Consider the following 18,368-nt stretch of genomic DNA (forward strand, 5'->3'; position numbering starts at 1 on the left):
AAGGTAGAGTGCACGCTTGAAATGCGGAAGGATGTCATGCAACCAATTACTACCCTCGACGAGTTCTTTACCCGCAGCGGTGCCGACGTGACGCTCTACCATATGGGGCGTCGTGTGGTGCCCTGCTCGCGGGATACCCTGCGCGGCTTCGAGCAGGCCGAACACGCCTGGCCCGAGCCCTGGCTGGGTCAGGCGCGTCTGGGCATCGTGTTTCGGCTGGGTGCGATGCCTGAACCGGCCATCTGGTTCCTCGCCCTGCCCTTGGACGAGCAGGGCATGCTCTCGCCTGCACAGCGGGATGGCTTCATCAATCGCTTGCTGGAAACCCTGGGGCGTAATGCCCTGGCGTCAGAGCAGACATTGACAGCTGACGCCAGCGTTGGCGTTGACGACCTGATGAAGGACAACCCGCTGGCCTTCACGCCCGACGTCACCTTTCAGGCCATGCTCAATGCCCGTGCCACGCTGCACCTGGGGCTACCTGCCAGCCAGCACCTGGAACCGGTTGAAGCTTATCTGAGTGGCCAGCAGTCGATCGATTGGCAAGCGCTCGGCGTGCAGGGGCTGGCTGACTTTGCGGTGCGCATGGACGACGATGCAGCCAGAGCGCTGGCCGAACGGCTGTCTGACCTGCCCGCCAGCGTTACGCGTGCGCTATGCTACTGCCTCGAGCATCAGCCTTTGCCAGGCTGCCTGCTGGAAGCGCTTCAGGCGCGTGGCGAGCAGGCGGCCAGCGAGGGAGACGTGGAAACCGTGTGCGCCTGCGTAAGGGCTGTCGGCAGCTCACCAGAGCCCACGGTAGGCGATTGGTACACGAGCTTGCTTCAGGATAGCGCTGCCTGCGGCCCTGACCTGATGGCTGCCATGGCCGGGCGCGGCTGGCAACTGCTGGAAGACGAGACGCGCCTGCCGCTGTTCCTGAACCGACTGGCCGAAGACGAGCGTGCCGATTTCTCAGCCGTCGTGCGTGATATCGCCCTCGTTCCCAGGCTACGCTTGCCTGTCATGTTGACCCTGCGTGACGCACCTGTCGGTTCACCCATGCACGCACGCCTGGCAGGCCTGATGCCGCGCCGCGCATAAATTCGTAACAGGTGACGGTTATCATGCTGTTCTTCCAACTAGATGTCAGGAGTCAACCGTGAAGGAATTACCCTATCAGGCCAAGGCCGTGATTGGCCGCCGTGAAATGGTCACGTTGACCGACCTTGGCCTTCACCTGTGCTGCAAGGCCGATACTGGCGCGCGCACCTCTGCCCTGCATGCCGAAGAGATCGAGACGGAAGAAGACGCCCATGGGCAGCTGTGGGTCAGTTTCGTGACACATAGCGGGGGTCCCGACACCCCTGGGCATCGTTATCGTCTACATTTACATGACAGAAGACGGGTGACCAGCTCGAATGGGCACAGCGAATGGCGCTACGTCATTCGCACACAGATGGAACTGGGCCAGCTCAGCTTTCCCGTCGAACTTACCTTGACCGACCGCAGCAATATGCGCCACCCCATGCTATTGGGCAGGCGCGCCATGCGTCGTCTGTTAGTCGCACCCGGCGCTGCCTTTTTGCACGGCGAGCCTTGAATATACTTAACACGCCTTTCCTGTTTTGGCCCGGAGCCCTGCATGCATATTGCCCTACTTTCGCGTAACCGCAATTTATACTCGACCCGCCGCCTGGTCGAAGCCGCCGAGCAGCGCGGCCATACGGCTCGTGTCGTGGATACGCTGCGCTGTTACATGAGCATCGCTTCGCATCACCCCTCGATTCATTACAAGGGGGCCGAGATCGAGCCCTTCGATGCGGTCATCCCCCGCATTGGCGCCTCGGTGACTTTCTACGGCTGCGCCGTGCTGCGCCAGTTCGAAATGATGGGCACCTACGTGATCAACGACTCGGTCGCTATCACGCGCTCCCGCGACAAGCTGCGCTCGCTGCAGCTACTTTCCCGCAAGGGGCTGGGGTTGCCCATCACGGGGTTTGCCCACTCGCCAGACGACATTCCCGACCTGATCACCATGGTCAAGGGGGCGCCGCTGGTCATCAAGCTGCTGGAAGGCACCCAAGGCATTGGCGTGGTACTGGCCGAGACCAACCAGGCTGCCGAGTCGGTGGTGCAGGCGTTCATGGGCATGAAGGCCAACATCATGGTGCAGGAGTACATCAAGGAAGCCAAAGGCGCCGACATTCGCTGCTTCGTGATTGGCGACAAAGTCGTGGCCTCCATGAAGCGTCAAGCGGCCGAAGGCGAGTTTCGCTCCAACCTCCACCGTGGCGGCACGGCCAGCGTGATTCGCATTACCCCTGAAGAGCGCTCCACCGCCATCCGGGCAGCCAAGGCCATGGGCCTGCGCGTTGCCGGTGTCGATCTGCTGCGTTCCAACCATGGGCCGGTGATCATGGAGGTCAACTCTTCTCCTGGGCTGCAGGGAATCGAGAGTGCCACGGGCAAGGACATCGCGGGCATGATCATCGAACACATCGAAAAAAACGCAACGCCTGCCCGAAAAGCGCCCCCCAAGCCTAAAGGCTAACGTCCAAAGGTAAAAATAATCCGCATTAGGGGTGGCAAATCAACGCTGCCCCCCCCACAATCTGCGTCACCGAAGGAGGTAGACGCTCATGTTTCTCGACAATCGCCAAGTGGCGATGGACAGCGTGCTGGAAGCGCTGGCCGATAGCATTGATTATTTCCAGGACAATATCGAACGCCTGCGCCCCTCGCTGCGCGATGCGCTGAAGCCTCACTACACGGCTCGACTGAAACAGATGCGCAAGCTGCAGGAGTTGGCCCGTGCCCATCTGAAAATGCTTCCCAGGGATGCCGACGTGGAGCGCGATGACTTTCTGTGGCTGTGGAGCCGCCTGAAAAGCTTCGTGGGCAACGATAGTCAGGTTCTGATCAATGAACTGTTGGAACAAGAGCGTGTCTTGATGCAAGCCCTCTCGACCCTGTTTACCCATCCGCTGCCCGACCCCATCGAACCCGTGGTGGAAGAGTGCATGCAGGGCTGCCGTAAATTGATCCGCGAGCTGTATAGCCTGCAAAAGCGCAAAGCTCGCCGCTAAGCGCCCCTTTCGCGCACCTTCAAGGAGCCGCCGACGGCTCTAGCTGCCGCCCTGGCTCTCCGAGCAGAGGGAGTTCCGGATAGAGCAGGCGCACGCCTTCCAGGTCGATCAGCACATCAGTGGTCACGGGTGGCGGCTCCAGAGGCAATCGATCACGGCTCAGCACGATAGGCTCGGCCGGCCCCAAAAAGTGAGGCTCCCTGCCCCACAGGTACAGATCCCCTAGCGTCGCCATACGCGCCAGCCATTCACGCACCTTGAGCCGCCACTCGCCCGCCGAGGGCTGCTCTTCGGCCACACAGCCCGTCACGTCCATGCCCAGCGAACGGCCGATAAAAATCGCTCGTGGCAAGTGCCAGCTCTGGGTCACCAACAGCGCCTGCTCCAGCTGAAACACATGCCGCGCTCGCACCATGGTGTCGTAGGTACTGAAGCCCGCGAAATCCATGGTCAACCTGTCGGCTGGCACTCCTCGTCGATAAAGGTCGCGCCACATGGCTCGGGGCTCGTTGTAGGCCTGGGTGCGGTTATCACCGGAGAGCAGCAGATGCTGCACGCGCTCATCGGCTATCAGGCGCGCCGAGGTGCGCATACGCGCGTGAAAATGGGGGTTACGCAGCCCGCTACGTGTCCAGCGAGAGGTGCCAAAAACGATAGCGACATCCGTTGGACGGCACTCTTGCAGCTGCGTATGGATATAGCGTGAGGTGCTCAGCAGTACCCAGGCGTTGCCTGCCGCCAATAGCAAAGCCGCCAGCAGCACCATGGCTACCAGCGACAGCAGACAACGTTTTACCCAACGAAATAACAGGCTGTGCATCCAGCTCCCCAGCAGGGGTTAGAACATGCCGAGCTCAAGCTTGGCTTCATCGCTCATCATGTCACGACTCCAGGCGGGGCTGAAGACGATTTCGGTATGCACCTTGCTGATCTGCGGCGCTCCCAGAATCTTGTTGCGCGCATCGGCAGCGATGACATCGCCCATGCCGCAGCCAGGCGCGGTCAGCGTCATGCGAATGGTGACGATGCGCTCACCGCTGATCAAGCGCTCGATACGACACCCGTACACCAGCCCCAGATCGACGATGTTGACCGGGATTTCCGGATCGAAACAGGTGCGCAGCTGATCCCAGACGAACTGCTCGATCTCGTCATCGCTGGCGGATTCAGGCAGCGTAGGTCGTGGCAATGCTTCAAGCCCCAAGGCATCGAGATTGCGACCCTCGATCAGATACAGCCGCCCTTCGTATCCAACGCTGACAGAGCTGCCTTTCGCCTGCATGACACTGACGATGCTATCTTCTGCCAGCGTATCCGTCTTGCCGAACGGAATGGCAATGGCTTCTACATCACGCTGTAGCGGCAGTTTCTGACCTCGTTCGAGGCTGGCCACTTGCTCGATATCCATAGATGTCCTTAGCGTACCATTTGGATCACACGGTTCAGCGCCGCAACGAACGCATCGACCTCTTGCAGGGTATTATACGCTGCAAACGAGGCACGACAGGTAGCCTCGACGCCAAAATGGTGGAGCAGCGGCTGAGCACAGTGATGCCCCGTGCGAATCGCCACGCCCAGCTGGTCGATCAATAGCCCGATATCCTGAGAGTGGGCACCGTCCACCACGAACGACAGCACTCCCGCCTTGTGCGGCGCCGTGCCTAGAATACGCAGTCCGTCGATGTGGCTGACGGCCTGAGTGGCATGGGTCAACAGCACGGCTTCCCAGTCGCCAATGGCCTCGACCCCCACGTCCTCTATCCACTGCAGCGCACGCCCCAACGCAATCACTTCCGCAATGGCGGGCGTGCCGGCTTCGAACTTGTGGGGAATGTCCGCGAAGGTCGTGCCCACGTCGAACGAGACGGTCTTGATCATCTCACCGCCCCCCTGCCAGGGCGGCATGGCCTCCAGCAGCGCCGCCTTGCCATACAGCACGCCCACGCCCGTGGGGCCATACACCTTGTGACCGGAGAAAGCGTAGAAGTCGGCGTCGATGTCCTGAACATCCACTTTTTGGTGCGGCGTCGCCTGGGCACCGTCGACCAGAATCAGTGCGCCCTGCTGATGGGCCAACGCAGCCATTTCCTTGACCGGGTTGATGGTACCCAGCGCATTGGACACATGATTCACCGCCACCAGCCGGGTTCGCTCGTTGAGCAGTGTGCGATAGGCGTCCATGTCCAGCGCACCATGAGCGTCTACCGGGATCACCTTGATGGTGAAACCACGCTCGGCGGCCAACAGCTGCCAAGGCACGATGTTGGAGTGGTGCTCCAGCATCGAGATGAGCACTTCGTCGCCCGCCTGCAGCTGGCTTCGCCCCCAGCTCTGGGCGACCAGATTGATCGCCTCAGTGGTGCCCCGGGTGAAGATGATCTGGCGAGCATCCTCGGCATTGAGAAAGTCCCTGGCGCGATGACGTGTCGCTTCGAACGCGGCCGTCGCCTCATCCGCCAGGGTGTGCAGCCCACGGTGGATGTTGGCGTTGTAGCGAGCGTAGTAGTCGCCAAACACGTCGATGACCGCCTGGGGAGTCTGGCTGGTAGCAGCATTGTCCAGATAGACCAGCGGCTTGCCGTGCACTTCCCGCTGGAGCACGGGGAATTCGCGGCGCAGGGCCTCGATATCGTAGGCGGCAGTGCTGGCCGTGGTCGCTTTCTCAATCACGCTCTGGGGCATGGGGGACTCCTTGATTAATCGTTCAGCGCAGCCGCTGCTTCCACCAGCCCTGCCAGGTTGAAGCGCTCGGGCAGTTTGCCTGCCACCGCCAGCTCGACTCGCTCGGCAATGGCATCCAGCGTGACCTGTTCCAGCACTTCACCGGCAAAGGCCAGCGTCAGCAGGCCACGCGCCGTGGCTTCGTCGATACCCCGGGTACGCAGCGCATAGACGGCTTCTTCATCCAGCTGGCCCGTGGTGGTGCCGTGGGAGCACTTGACGTCATCGGCGTAGATTTCCAACTCCGGCTTGGCGTTGATTTGCGCGCGGTCGGAAAGCAGCAGGTTCTGGTTGCTCTGGAAGCCTTCGATTTTCTGGCTGTCGCGCTTGACGTATACCCGGCCGTTGAAGACGCCCTGCGCACGGTCATCCAGAATGCCCTTGTAATTCTCGTTGGAGAACGTCAGCGGCGCGTTGTGGTTGACTTTGGTGTGGTTATCCACGTGCTGGCGACCCTGACCGAAGAACAGCCCGTACAGGTTGCTTTCGGCGCCCTGCCCGTCCAGCTCGCAAATCAGGTCGTTGCGCACCAGCGCACCGCCCAGATTCAGGTTGTAGGAGGTGTAGCGGCTGTCGCGACTCTGCTCCACGTGGATACTGGCAATGTGCAGATCGCCAAGCGGAGCTTCCTGAAGCTTGTAGTGGTTGAGGATCGCACCACGGTCCAGCATCAGCTCACCGACCACGTTGGTGAAGTTGGCAGCATCGGCTTCCCCCACGTAGTGCTCGATCAGCGTGGCCTCGCTGCGCCCGGCCGCTTCGACCAGCACCCGAGGGTGGCTCATGACCGGCGCCCCGGCCCGTGAGAGAAACTGCAGCAGAATCGGCTTTTCCACTACCGTGCCGGGCGCAATACGCACCACGGCCCCTTCTTCCACGAACGCGGTGTTGAGCGCCGAGAAGGGCGAGAATTCCACGCCGGTCAAACGACCCAGCGGGCCACCCACCGCTTCATGGTTGTCGCTGAGCGCCTTGGAGAGCGGCATGACCTGCACGCTGGAAGGCAGACCTTCCAGGTCAGACAGCGCCGCCGAAAATACGCCATCGACGAAGGTTAGTCGATAGGCTTCCAGTGGCAGCGTCAGCGCAGCCGCCTGCGCCTGGGAGAACTCGGCGTTATCGGCCAGGGCAAAATTTCCCTGAGCAATGGCGCGTACATCGGTGTATTTCCACTCTTCATCGCGACGGGTGGGAAAGCCCATCGCCTCGAAGCGTGCGGCCCCCGCCTGGCGGCGTGCGGCCATCCAGCTGGGCTCTGCGCCACGCTGTTGGCTGCGCGCCGCCAGCGTATCCAGAAAGGTTTGTGTCTCGCTCATGCCACGGACTCCTCGATGCCTTCGTAACCGTTGGCCTCCAGCTCTTTGGCCAACGCCGCGTCACCGGTCTTGACGATACGACCATCCATCAGGACGTGGACCTTGTCAGGCACGATGTAGTCCAGCAGGCGCTGGTAGTGCGTGACCAGCAGAATGGCACGCTCTTCGGCGCGCAGGCTGTTGACCCCATCGGCCACCACCTTCATGGCGTCGATATCCAGGCCGGAATCGATTTCGTCCAGCATGGCCAGCTTGGGCTGCAGCACCAGCATCTGCAGGATTTCGTTACGCTTCTTTTCACCGCCGGAGAAGCCTTCGTTGACCGCGCGCTGCAGGAAGCTGGCATCCATTTTCATGAAGTTCAGCTTCTCTTTGACCAGCTTCATGAACTCTGGGGCGGGCATCTCGCCTTCACCGCGGGCAGCACGCTGCGCGTTCAGCGCCGACTTCAACAGGTAAATGTTCTTCACCCCCGGAATCTCGACGGGGTACTGGAAACCCAGCAGCAGGCCTGCCTGGGCGCGCTCTTCGATTTCCATTTCCAGCACGTCCTGGCCTTCGAAGGTGATGCTGCCCTGGGTGACTTCGTAGCCATCCTTGCCCGCAATGACCGCTGACAAGGTGGATTTACCCGCGCCGTTGGGGCCCATGATGGCGTGCACTTCACCGGCATTGATGGTGAGCGTCAGGCCTTTCAGAATCTCTTTGCCGTCGACGGTGACGTGTAAATCATTCACTTGCAACATAGTAATCGCCTTTTAAAAAATAGGGGGATGCCTGCGCGGTTAGCCCACCGCACCTTCAAGAGTGACGTTCAACAGTGCTTCCGCTTCTACCGCAAACTCCATCGGCAGCTCCTGGAAGACATCCTTGCAGAAGCCGTTCACGATCATGCTCACCGCATCTTCTTCCGAGATGCCGCGGCTCTGGCAGTAGAAGAGCTGGTCTTCACCGATTTTCGACGTGGTGGCTTCGTGCTCGATGGTCGCCGTGCTGTTGCCGATTTCCTGGTACGGGAAAGTGTGGGCACCGCACTTGTCGCCGATCAGCAGCGAATCGCACTGGGTAAAGTTACGTGCGCCTTTGGCGCGCGGACCGATCTTGACCATACCGCGATAGGACTGATCACTCTTGCCCGCCGAGATGCCCTTGGCCACGATGTAGGAGCGTGTACCTTCACCGATATGGATCATCTTGGTGCCGGTATCCGCCTGCTGGCGCCCGTTGGTCACGGCCACCGAGTAGAACTCACCGATGCTGTCCTTGCCACGCAGTACGCAAGAGGGGTATTTCCAGGTAATGGCCGAGCCGGTTTCCACCTGCGTCCAACTGATACGCGAGCGCTCACCACGGCAGTCGCCGCGCTTGGTCACGAAGTTGTAGATACCGCCTTTACCCTCTTCATCACCGGGGTACCAGTTCTGAACGGTGGAGTACTTGATGTAGGCATCATCCAGCGCCACCAGCTCGACCACCGCTGCGTGCAGCTGGTTTTCATCGCGCATGGGCGCCGTGCACCCTTCCAGGTAGGAGACCTGGGCACGACTTTCGCAGATCACCAGCGTGCGCTCGAACTGTCCAGTATTGGCCGCGTTGATACGGAAGTAGGTGGACAGCTCCATCGGGCAAGTGACGCCTTCCGGCACGAAAACAAACGAGCCGTCGGTGAACACCGCAGAGTTCAGCGCAGCAAAGTAGTTGTCGGCGACCGGCACGACGGTGCCCAGGTACTGCTTGATCAGCTCCGGGTAGTCGCGGATGGCTTCCGAGATGGAGCAGAAGATGACCCCGGCTTCCGCCAGCTCTTTCTTGAACGTGGTGGCTACCGATACCGAATCGAATACCGCATCGACCGCCACACCCGCCAGGGCAGCACGCTCGTGCAGCGGGATACCCAGCTTCTCGTAGGTTTCCAGCAGCTTGGGATCTACCTCATCGAGGCTTTGAGGACGGTCTTCCGGACGCTTTGGCGCGCTGTAGTAGGAGATCGCCTGATAATCGATGGGCGGATAATCGAGGTGTGCCCAGGAGGGCTCTTCCATTTTCAGCCACTGACGATAGGCATCCAGACGCCACTCCAGCATCCATTCCGGCTCGCCCTTCTTCTTGGAAATGAAGGCAATGGTGTTTTCATCCAGGCCAGGTGGCAGTGTGTCGCTTTCGATATCGGTGACAAAGCCATCTTTGTACTCGCGACGAACCAACTGTTCCATTTCTTCGCTTGCCATGGTGATACCCTCCGGGCAGTTGGGTGGCGAGTTGAGCTCGCCGTCAATAAGAGTGAATGTGGTTGCGACTTACGCCGAAGCCGCCGATAGCGTAATGCTTTGAATGGGTAGCTGAACGGGCAGCTTGATGGGCGCGGTGTCGGCGAGGTGCGCCAGGGTGACGCTCTCCAGCAGCGTGCGAATAGCCAGGGAAACGCGCTGCCAGTTGTCGGCCACACCACAGGTAGCCACCAGGTCGCACTCGCCTTCCGCCTGGCTGCACTCGGTCATGGCCACGGGACCTTCGATGGCACTGATGATATCGGCGGCGGTAATCCGCGAGGCGGGGCGTGCCAGCCGATACCCACCCTGGGCGCCGCGCTGGGACTCCAGCAACCCGGCCTTGACCAGCATTTTAAGCGTCTTGCTCACAGTCGGGTGCGGCAGCTGAACGGCTTCGGCCAGATCGGCGGCGGCATGGGAGGTGTTCGGATGGCGCGCGATTTGCGCCATCACCACCGCCGCATAGTCGGTCAGCCGAGAAAGCTTGAGCATGGTGACTCCCGTATGTAAGGCCCCGTGTGCGAGGAAGAGGCTTACCCATTAATTGGGGACCATTTTAGTCCTGTATAAAAATGATGTGAAGCCCTTCTGCAAAATCCTTCGCAAAAGTCGCTACTTCCTGGCACGTTCGCCGCTGATAACTTCAAAAAAGCCAATCATTCTCATTCATAAAAGCTATGACCGGCGACCCAGAAATGAGCATCGACCCCTGGCAGGTGGCAACATCAAGCTTTCTTGACGAAAATCGACTTCAATTTCATCGGGCCAATGCCATCTATCTTGCAGTCGATGTCGTGGTCACCGGAGACCAGGCGGATGTTCTTGACCCGCGTTCCCACTTTGACCACCAGCGAGCTGCCCTTCACCTTGAGATCCTTGATCACGGTCACCGTGTCGCCATCAACCAGCGGGTTACCGTTGGCATCACGAATGCCGGAGCTGGCGGATTCGGTTTCCTCTTCTCCACCTTTCGACCACTCATGGCCGCATTCCGGGCACACGAATTGAAGGCCGTCGTCATAGGTGAATTCAGAGGCACAGGCGGGGCAGTTGGGAAGGTCACTCATGAAAAGGCTCCATCGCTATCGGGTCATCTGCTGGACGTAGAAAGCGGTGGAGCCTACACGGCTTGGGCAAAATGCTCCAGCCTGAAGAGATAGGTCAGTCGCGCTGGTAGGTACCGACCAGCCGGTTCATGCCCAGCAGGTGCGGCTCGACGGCACGCAGCAGTTTGGGCAGCGTCAGTCCTTCGGGAAGCGTGGTCGCCTTGTCCAGCGCCAGCACCCAGAAATAGTAGAGGTGGCTACCATGGCCTTCCGGCGGCATTGGACCACCATAGCCCGGCTTGCCGAAATCCGACATCCCCAAGGTGCCTTGAGTAGTATTCTCTTCCAGCGACGTCATATCGCCCGGCAAGTTGTATAGCACCCAATGCACAAAACCGTAGCTGCCCTCTTTCACCAGCGGGGCATCGGGATCGTGGCAGATCACCGCAAAGCCCTGGGTTCCTTCAGGTGCTCCCTGCCAGGCCAGATCGGGTGAGATGTCCTCGCCTTCGCCGGTATGCTTGGCAGGGATGGCCTGATGCTGACCAAAGGCCGCACTGCTGACCTGCATGGAAGATAGTGCAAATCCCATTGTCATCTCCAAATCGTCGATCGTAGGTTCAGCTCATCAATGTAGCCAAACCGTTAGCCTAAATCCAACGCCGCCGCATGGCGCTGCTGCCACTCTTCGACGAGGCGCCGATTGTCGGCATTCATGCGCTCGTCCAGCACCCCCGGCAGCTGCACGGATTCCCCACGGGTCTGGAAGGTGATCAGCGGGTCTTGCGTGGCCAAGTGCAGGGCATACAGCACCAGCATCAGCTCGTAGTCATCCTGCGTATTGAGCCTGGCCAACAGAAGTGGCACTGCGGGCGCCCCGATCTCACCCAGCCGCTCAGCGGCAATGTACCAGGGGCGCGGATTATCCGGGCCACCATATTGCGAAACGAAACTGCGGTCTGCCAAGCGACTGACATAATAAGCCGCTTCTTCTTCGGGGCTGGCCAGCAGCGGCGGCACCCAATCCGTGACCGGTGAGGCGGACCCGCGCGTGGCCGACGGCGTAACAGGTGATATCGCAGGCTCCACCGCCGAAGGAGACTCCCCTGCGCTACTGGAGGGCGAGGGCTGGCCTGCACACCCCACCAACAGCAGCACGGCTGCGCATGCTGCCGCTTTCCCTACGCGCTTCCCCGCTATCTGCCCTACTCTCTTCCCCACGCTCCTGGCCTGCAGATACATGACTCGCTTCCCTTGTTGAGCTTTCAACAGATTGCCCTCTATCGTGATACTCGCCTGGCTAGCCATGACGTCAGCACGACGTTTGAGCAGTGCTTTACCAGCCGTCATGCTGCCTTTAGTGTGGCAGCTACGGGGCACACCGCCAATCGCCACTGCGCAGGTCTTTGCCATGAAACAGCTATTAATCGTCGCTCACGCCCCTTCCGTCAACACCCAGGCCTTGAGGGAAGCTGCCAGGCGAGGGGCAGAGCATCCCGATCTCGAGCATGTCGTCTGTACGGTGAAGACTCCCTTCGAAGCAGGGCCCGCCGACCTGCTGGCCTGCGACGCCGTTCTGCTCGGCACTACCGAAAACCTCGGCTACATGAGCGGTGCCCTGAAGGATTTTTTCGACCGTAGCTACTACCCAGTGCTGGATGAGAAGCAGGGCTTGCCCTGTGCGCTCTACATTCGCGCTGGCCACGACGGCACGGGCACCCAGCGAGCCGTGGAAAGCATCGTGGCCGGGCTGCGCTGGCGCTGGGTTCAGCAACCGGTGGTCTTGCGAGGCGAGTGGCAGGAGACATATGCTGCACAGGTCGAGGAGCTGGCCATGGCGTTGGCGGCCGGGCTGGATAGCGGCATGTTTTGATGCCACGCCCCCCCCCTGCAAACGGCAAAACGGCAAAACGGCACCCGAAGGTGCCGTTTTGCAATCACATGGCTGGCGAGCGCGTTATTTCAAGCGCTCGAACACCGTGGCAACGCCTTGGCCCATACCGATACACATGGTCGCCAGGCCCAGGGTGGTATCGCGCTGCTGCATCACGTTGAGCAGCGTGGTACAGATGCGCGAACCGGAGCAGCCCAGCGGGTGTCCCAGGGCGATGGCACCGCCGTTCAGGTTGACCTTTTCGTCCATGGCATCGAGGAAGCCCAGGTCCTTGAGCACCGGCAACCCCTGGGCAGCAAACGCCTCGTTGAGCTCGACGGTTTGAATATCCGCTGCCGACAGGCCAGCGACCTTCAAGGCCTTTTTGGACGCGGGTACCGGGCCGTAGCCCATGATGGAGGCATCACAGCCTGCCACACCGGTCGACAGTACGCGGGCAATCGGCTCCAGCCCCAGCGCCTGGGCACGCTCGTAGCTCATCACTGCCATGGCGGAGGCCCCCACCGACAGCGCCGATGAAGTACCGGCCGTGACGGTGCCACTACGGGGGTCGAACACCGGCTTCAGGTTCGCCATGGACTCCAGGCTGGCATCGGCACGGATCACTTCGTCGTTCTTCACCAATACCTTGAAGCCGCGCTGGTCGTGGCCCTCGACACCGATGATCTCGTTATCGAAGTAGCCCTTCTCCATGGCTGCCTGGGCGCGCTGATGCGAGCGTACGCCGAACTTGTCCTGGTCTTCACGGGAGATGCCGTGCATCTTGCCCAGCAGTTCGGCGGTCAGGCCCATCATCATGGCGGCCTTGGCAGCGTACTTGCTGGCTGCCGGGTTCACGTCCACACCGTGGGCCATGGGCACGTGCTCCATGTGCTCCACGCCACCAATCACATAGAAGTCGCCCATGCCGGCCTTGATGTTGGCCGCCGCAATGTGCAGCGCGGTCATTGAGGAGCCACACAGACGGTTCACCGTTTGCGCAGGCACGCTACGAGGAATGCCGGTCATGATCGCCGCGTTGCGGGCGATGTTCATGGACTGTTCCAGGGTCTGGTTGACGCAGCCCCAGATCACATCGTCCACTTCCGACGGGTCCAGATTGGGGTTCCGGCTGAACAGCGCCTGCATCACGGCAGCGGACAGGTTCTCGGCACGTACGTTACGGAAAGCGCCGTTCTTTGCTTTTGCCATGGCGGTACGAACACCGTCCACCACCACGATATCTCTCGGATTCAAACTCATCATATTTCTCCTGTGGGTGGTGACTTAGGCCTGAGCACCGGCGGTGGAACCGGCATAGAACTGCTCGTTGTTCTTGGCCATGGCGCGCAGTTTCTCGGTAGGTGCGTAGAGCGGTCCCAACTCTTCGGCCAAGCGGTCGGCCAGAGCGACGAACTCGGCCACGCCCAGCGCATCGATGTAGCGCAGCGCGCCACCGCGGAAGGGCGGGAAGCCAATGCCGTAAATCAGTGCCATATCGGCTTCTGCGGGCGTCTCGACGATGCCGTCTTCCAGGCAACGTACGGTCTCCAGGCACAGCGGCACCATCATGCGCGCCACGATGTCCTCGTCGGAAAACTCTTTCTGCTCTTTCACGACGTCTTTCACGAGGGCATGGGCCTGCTCATCGCTGACCTTCTTCGGCTTGCCTTTCTTGTCCTCTTCGTAGGCGTAGAAGCCCTTGTCGTTCTTCTGGCCCAGGCGCTGGTTGTCATACATCACCTGAATGGCGGTTTTGCCTTCACGCGCCATGCGGTCAGGGAAGCCTTCGGCCATTACCTCGTTGGCGTGCACGGCGGTATCCATGCCGACCACGTCCAGCAGGTAGGCCGGGCCCATGGGCCAGCCAAACTTCTCCATGACCTTATCGACACGCTGGAAGTCGGCCCCTTGCTCTACCAGGAAGCTGAAGCCGCCGAAGTAAGGGAACAGTACGCGATTGACCAAAAAGCCAGGGCAGTCGTTGACCACGATGGGCGTCTTGCCCATGGCGCGGGCGTAAGCCACGGTGGCGGCCACGGCGGCGTCGGAGGTTTTCTCGCCACGAATGACTTCCACCAGCGGCATGCGGTGCACGGGGTTGAAGAAGTGCATACCGCAGAAGTTTTCCGGGCGCTTCAGATTCTTCGCCAGACGGTTGATCGAAATGGTGGACGTGTTGGAGGTAAGAATCGTGTTCTCACCCACCATGCCCTCTACTTCGGTCAGCACCGCATCCTTGACGTTGGGGTTTTCCACCACCGCTTCGACCACCAGATCGACATTGCCGAAATCGCCGTAAGAGAGCGTCGGGCGGATGTTGGAGAGTTTCTCGGCCATTTGCTCAGTAGTGAGCTTCTTGCGCTCTACCTGCTTGGAAAACAGTTTGCGAGCCTCTTTCAGGCCAAGCTCGATGGCATCGTCCTTGATGTCTTTCATCAGGATCGGAGTGCCTTTGCTGGCACTCTGGTAGGCGATACCGCCACCCATGATGCCAGCACCCAGCACGGCAGTCTGCTTGACCGGCTGCGCCTGCTTCTCGTATTTGCTGCCTTTCTTCTTGACCACCTGATCGTTGAGGAACAGCCCCACCAGGTTGAAGGCCACGCTGCTCAGCGCCAGCTTGGCGAAGGACTTGGCTTCAATGGCCTGGGCACGCGCACGGGTTTCTCCGGCCCCTTTCTGGATGACCTTGATGGCTTCCACGGGTGCCGGGTAGTGCGGGCCTGCTTTACCGGCCACATAGCCTTTGGCGGTTTCGAAGGCCATCATCTGCTCGATGGCGTTGAGCTTCAGCGGAGAGGTTTTCTCCTCGCGGCGGGCCTGGTAATCCAGCTCACCGGCATTGGCGCGGTCGAGGATGTCCAGCGCTGCCTCTTCCAGCAGCTCGTGGGGAACGGCAGCATCAACGGCGCCTACTTTCAAGGCGGCATCGGCACGGTTTTCGGTGCCACCGGCAATCCACTCCACGGCGTTATCTGCCCCGATCAGACGTGGCAGGCGCACGCAGCCACCCCAGCCTGGCAGAATGCCCAGCTTGGTTTCCGGCAGGCCAATCTTGGCTTTCTCGCTCATCACGCGATAGTCGGTGGTCAACAGTACTTCACAGCCGCCGCCCAGCGCCAGTCCATTGATCGCCGTCACGGTGGGATACGGCAGGTCTTCGATGGCGTTGAAGATATCGTGAACCTTGAGGTTCATCTCCACCAGATACTCTTCGCCCTTGTCGAACAGGCTGTGGAATTCGGTAATGTCGGCACCGACGATAAAGACGTCCTTGGCACTGCGGATCATCAGACCTTGCACACCACTTGCGGCCTGCAGCGCCTTGACCGCGTCTCCCAGCTCCGCCACCACGGCACTGGAAAGCTTGTTGACGGACTCATCTTTCAGATCGAAAGTGAGCACTGCGACATCATTGCCACCCTGGGTGTCACGACGCTCCACCGTGATGGCATTGCCTTGATAGATCATTCGCGCTCTCTCCACATAGTGTCGGGCAGGTTAGCTTCGGCGAACCCGCCGCGCATTCATACGGTCGTTTGATTACCTTAGCTTGGTGGAGTTGCTCGAGTACGTCAACCCCTGACTTTTGGCTAATCCAGCCCTCAGCATAGTCCTTGTGGGGACCTTTCATGAATCTCGGCAGCCATCAGCGGCTGCCATCATTTTTGCGTTTTTGTTCTGCAGACTGCGACGTATGCGGAAATTAGTGCGTATGCTAAGGAATCATCACACTTCACGATTGAATCGAGCGATCAGACGATGGGCACTTTATTGAATCCCGCTCGGACACGGGCCGTACAGGCCTGGGTCGAGCGTCTTGTAGAGCGCCTGAAACCATGGAGTTGGCTGTGGCCGCCCATGGCATTTGCAGCAGGCCTGGGCAGTTTTTTTCTGGTGAATCGTCAGCAGTGGCTGGGAGTGGCCCTGGCGGTGGGGCTGCTGGTGGCTTGGCTTCTGCTGCTGTCGGAAAGCCTGATCGGGCGGCTGCTGGCCAGGCGCGGCCACCCTACCCTGCCCAAGGGCATTGCCTCTTTCATTGCCCAGATGATTCACCAGGAGACGCTATTTTTCACCCTGCCGTTCATCCTGATCACCACGGTGTGGAATAGCGGGCAGACGCTGTTTGCCCTGCTGGTCATGGCCATGGCCGTGCTATCGATCATCGACCCATTGTATTACAAGCTGGCCGGACGATGGCGCAGCCTGTACTTCATGTTTCATGCGCAATGCGTCTTTCTGGTTCTGCTGGTGATCTTGCCGATCATGCTGCATCTGACCACCCGGCAAAGCCTGCTGCTGGCGCTGGTGCTCACCGTCCTGGTGGCCCTGCCCAGCTTCTGGCATCTGCTGAAGCAACGCAGCCTGGCGCGCTGGTGTGGTTTTCTTGCCTTGACCATGGTGCTGGCCTACGGCGCTTGGCTTGGCCGCGTCTGGGTGCCCCCCGCCAGTCTGTGGATGACGGGCAGCGCGCTGTCGCCTGCTTTCGATACCCAGCAGCGTGTGCCACAGGGTGCCACTCCGCTGACTCCCGAGGCCCTGCGCACCCATGGGCTCTATGTATATACCGCCATTCGCGCACCACGCGGCTTGAGCGAAACCATTTATCATGCCTGGCATCATAATGGTACGCCCATGGACCGCGTTGCCCTGACCATCAACGGCGGCCGTGAACAGGGGTATCGCGCCTGGAGCCATAAACGCAACTTCCCTGAAAACCCCGCAGGGGATTGGCGAGTCGACATCATGACCGAAGGAGGACAACGATTGGGGCTGATCCGATTCACGGTCTCGGATGACGAGCAGCAGGCCTCCATGGCCGACAGCACCATTCAGCGCAGCGGATTGAGCGCGCTAAATTTGCGGCGATTCGTGGCAGGCAGCCGCTCTGACCAGCAGGCCCCCGACGCCACCGATTAGCATAACGCCTTGCATTCAGCGGCGCAGCTTATGACAATTCGCCCACTCACATTTTCTGGTAGCTAGCGACTATGGCTTCAACTATAACTATTGGTTTTCGTATTGCCCGATTGCCCCATTTATGGCGCTCCATCATCGACCGCAGACTGGCACCGCTGGGGCTGACCCAAACGCGCTGGGTCACCCTTTATCACTTGTGGAAGCTCGGCGAAGGCAACCCGCAGTGCGATCTGGCGCGGGCCATTGGCGTCGAGGCACCTTCGCTGGTACGCACGCTAGGGCAGTTGGAAGAGCAGGGGCTGGTGGAGCGGCGCGCTTGTGACAATGACCGTCGCAGCAAGCGCATTTATCTCACCCCGGCGGCGATGCCGCTGCTGGAACAGATCGACAGCGTAGTGCTCGCCGCCCGCAAGGAGATCTTCGCCGGGTTGAGCGACAGCGACCTGATCCAGTTGGACCAGTGGCTGGCGCAAATCGAATCCAATGGTCTGGCCATGCAGGCCAGAGACCAGGACAAGCCGTCGGTATGATCCACCGGCGGCCGCGAACAGCTATCTCGTCAGGAGGGTCGACCGCCTGACGACAGCGCCTTGCCTGGGGGGCGGTCTGACAGGCCGCCCAGCGCCTCTTTCAAGGTCATGATATCGCCCAGGTAGCTGGTAAAGCGTTCGGCGGTTTGTGATTCCCACCACCATAGCGTCAAGGCGTACGAGTTGCACTCCAGCACCAGCGCATCCTGGGGCAAACGCTCCAGCAAGGTGCGCAGCGTGGCGTCGGCGCTCTCCGGCAGCGGCCGCAGCGGCGCAATACGCCACCGCCAGCCAGCATGAAAGGCTTCCAGTGCCGCGCTGGCATGGCTATCGCGCACCAGAACGAAATCCGGCCCCGGCGTCTCTTGGCCAAACCGCCACCGATAGGCTGGCATGGTGCCTTTGAAATGATGCAGCGGCGGCACGGCCATCTTGATGGTCACCCCCTGCTGCCGCGCACTGTCGCGTAGCGCCATCTGGCGCTTCTGGCGGGGGCTGGGCTTGAGCCACATCACCGGCGCCATCACGAACAGTAGAATCAGAACAATCACCAACCATTCCATTTAGCCACCTCTTGCATTGCCGTGCAGGGCAACGATTGCAAAAAACCATGATCCAGGT

The 18,368-nt window shown here is 60.4% G+C and carries 20 protein-coding genes; 7 read left to right on the forward strand and 13 right to left on the reverse strand.

Going from position 1 to position 18,368, the window contains the following annotated elements; genetic code table 11:
• Positions 1-36 precede the first annotated feature (36 nt).
• The 4 genes from RVM26_RS08315 to RVM26_RS08330 all read left to right on the forward strand — a co-directional run bounded on the left by RVM26_RS08315 (position 37) and on the right by RVM26_RS08330 (position 3,068).
• On the forward strand, positions 37-1,083 hold the full coding sequence (locus tag RVM26_RS08315; RefSeq protein ID WP_287804969.1) for a DUF3549 family protein: 1,047 nt from the start codon (positions 37-39) through the stop codon (positions 1,081-1,083).
• Between the two features lie 58 nt (positions 1,084-1,141).
• Complete coding sequence (locus tag RVM26_RS08320) at positions 1,142-1,582, forward strand: ATP-dependent zinc protease family protein (RefSeq protein ID WP_039179438.1); 441 nt, start codon at positions 1,142-1,144, stop codon at positions 1,580-1,582.
• Positions 1,583-1,624: 42 nt separating this feature from the next.
• Positions 1,625-2,533 carry a 30S ribosomal protein S6--L-glutamate ligase gene (rimK, locus tag RVM26_RS08325; protein ID WP_016914261.1) on the forward strand — a complete coding sequence of 303 codons (909 nt, stop codon included), beginning with the start codon at positions 1,625-1,627 and terminating at the stop codon, positions 2,531-2,533.
• 88 nt (positions 2,534-2,621) lie between these two features.
• The gene (locus RVM26_RS08330; RefSeq protein ID WP_039179432.1) at positions 2,622-3,068 is read left to right on the forward strand and encodes a hypothetical protein; all 447 of its coding nucleotides are present in this window, start codon (positions 2,622-2,624) and stop codon (positions 3,066-3,068) included.
• 19 nt (positions 3,069-3,087) lie between these two features.
• Here the strand turns inward: RVM26_RS08330 and RVM26_RS08335 are convergent, their stop codons facing one another.
• From RVM26_RS08335 to RVM26_RS08380, 10 genes are all read right to left on the reverse strand, one after another.
• On the reverse strand, positions 3,088-3,888 hold the full coding sequence (locus tag RVM26_RS08335) for a SanA/YdcF family protein (RefSeq protein ID WP_287804971.1): 801 nt from the start codon (positions 3,886-3,888) through the stop codon (positions 3,088-3,090).
• 18 nt (positions 3,889-3,906) lie between these two features.
• Entirely contained in the window at positions 3,907-4,476 is a 570-nt protein-coding gene (gene sufT / locus RVM26_RS08340) for a putative Fe-S cluster assembly protein SufT (RefSeq protein ID WP_039179426.1), read from the reverse strand.
• An 8-nt stretch (positions 4,477-4,484) separates the two neighbouring features.
• On the reverse strand, positions 4,485-5,750 hold the full coding sequence (locus tag RVM26_RS08345) for a SufS family cysteine desulfurase (protein WP_218313522.1): 1,266 nt from the start codon (positions 5,748-5,750) through the stop codon (positions 4,485-4,487).
• Between the two features lie 14 nt (positions 5,751-5,764).
• A complete protein-coding gene (gene sufD, locus RVM26_RS08350; protein ID WP_016914266.1) occupies positions 5,765-7,105 on the reverse strand; it encodes a Fe-S cluster assembly protein SufD in 1,341 nt (446 codons plus the stop codon).
• Complete coding sequence (sufC, locus tag RVM26_RS08355) at positions 7,102-7,851, reverse strand: Fe-S cluster assembly ATPase SufC (protein ID WP_039179419.1); 750 nt, start codon at positions 7,849-7,851, stop codon at positions 7,102-7,104. The genes sufD and sufC overlap by 4 nt, the downstream gene beginning before the upstream one ends.
• A 39-nt stretch (positions 7,852-7,890) precedes the next feature.
• Positions 7,891-9,333 carry a Fe-S cluster assembly protein SufB gene (sufB, locus tag RVM26_RS08360; protein WP_227406654.1) on the reverse strand — a complete coding sequence of 481 codons (1,443 nt, stop codon included), beginning with the start codon at positions 9,331-9,333 and terminating at the stop codon, positions 7,891-7,893.
• Positions 9,334-9,402: 69 nt separating this feature from the next.
• Positions 9,403-9,867 carry an SUF system Fe-S cluster assembly regulator gene (locus RVM26_RS08365; protein WP_016914269.1) on the reverse strand — a complete coding sequence of 155 codons (465 nt, stop codon included), beginning with the start codon at positions 9,865-9,867 and terminating at the stop codon, positions 9,403-9,405.
• 233 nt (positions 9,868-10,100) lie between these two features.
• The gene (locus tag RVM26_RS08370; RefSeq protein ID WP_287804980.1) at positions 10,101-10,442 is read right to left on the reverse strand and encodes a zinc ribbon domain-containing protein YjdM; all 342 of its coding nucleotides are present in this window, start codon (positions 10,440-10,442) and stop codon (positions 10,101-10,103) included.
• 94 nt (positions 10,443-10,536) lie between these two features.
• A complete protein-coding gene (locus RVM26_RS08375) occupies positions 10,537-11,013 on the reverse strand; it encodes a YbhB/YbcL family Raf kinase inhibitor-like protein (RefSeq protein ID WP_498941632.1) in 477 nt (158 codons plus the stop codon).
• A 53-nt stretch (positions 11,014-11,066) separates the two neighbouring features.
• Positions 11,067-11,834, reverse strand: a complete 768-nt coding sequence (locus RVM26_RS08380; RefSeq protein WP_287804983.1) for a hypothetical protein — start codon at positions 11,832-11,834, stop codon at positions 11,067-11,069.
• On the opposite strand from RVM26_RS08380, the gene RVM26_RS08385 reads away from it, so the two are divergent.
• Positions 11,833-12,294, forward strand: a complete 462-nt coding sequence (locus tag RVM26_RS08385; RefSeq protein ID WP_498941633.1) for a flavodoxin family protein — start codon at positions 11,833-11,835, stop codon at positions 12,292-12,294. The genes RVM26_RS08380 and RVM26_RS08385 overlap by 2 nt on opposite strands.
• An 84-nt stretch (positions 12,295-12,378) precedes the next feature.
• Here the strand turns inward: RVM26_RS08385 and fadA are convergent, their stop codons facing one another.
• On the reverse strand, positions 12,379-13,557 hold the full coding sequence (gene fadA, locus RVM26_RS08390) for an acetyl-CoA C-acyltransferase FadA (protein WP_287804987.1): 1,179 nt from the start codon (positions 13,555-13,557) through the stop codon (positions 12,379-12,381).
• A 24-nt stretch (positions 13,558-13,581) separates the two neighbouring features.
• A complete protein-coding gene (gene fadB, locus RVM26_RS08395; protein WP_287804989.1) occupies positions 13,582-15,768 on the reverse strand; it encodes a fatty acid oxidation complex subunit alpha FadB in 2,187 nt (728 codons plus the stop codon).
• 291 nt (positions 15,769-16,059) lie between these two features.
• Between fadB and RVM26_RS08400 the strand changes: the two genes are divergently transcribed.
• On the forward strand, positions 16,060-17,217 hold the full coding sequence (locus RVM26_RS08400; RefSeq protein ID WP_287804990.1) for a DUF5924 family protein: 1,158 nt from the start codon (positions 16,060-16,062) through the stop codon (positions 17,215-17,217).
• A 71-nt stretch (positions 17,218-17,288) separates the two neighbouring features.
• Positions 17,289-17,747 carry a transcriptional regulator SlyA gene (slyA, locus tag RVM26_RS08405; protein ID WP_287804992.1) on the forward strand — a complete coding sequence of 153 codons (459 nt, stop codon included), beginning with the start codon at positions 17,289-17,291 and terminating at the stop codon, positions 17,745-17,747.
• 29 nt (positions 17,748-17,776) lie between these two features.
• Here the strand turns inward: slyA and RVM26_RS08410 are convergent, their stop codons facing one another.
• Positions 17,777-18,310 carry a hypothetical protein gene (locus RVM26_RS08410; RefSeq protein WP_039179390.1) on the reverse strand — a complete coding sequence of 178 codons (534 nt, stop codon included), beginning with the start codon at positions 18,308-18,310 and terminating at the stop codon, positions 17,777-17,779.
• Positions 18,311-18,368: the final 58 nt, after the last annotated feature.

Origin of the sequence: Halomonas sp. KM072, assembly GCF_050710315.1 — a bacterium.
GTDB classification, from domain to species: Bacteria; Pseudomonadota; Gammaproteobacteria; order Pseudomonadales; family Halomonadaceae; genus Vreelandella; species Vreelandella hamiltonii.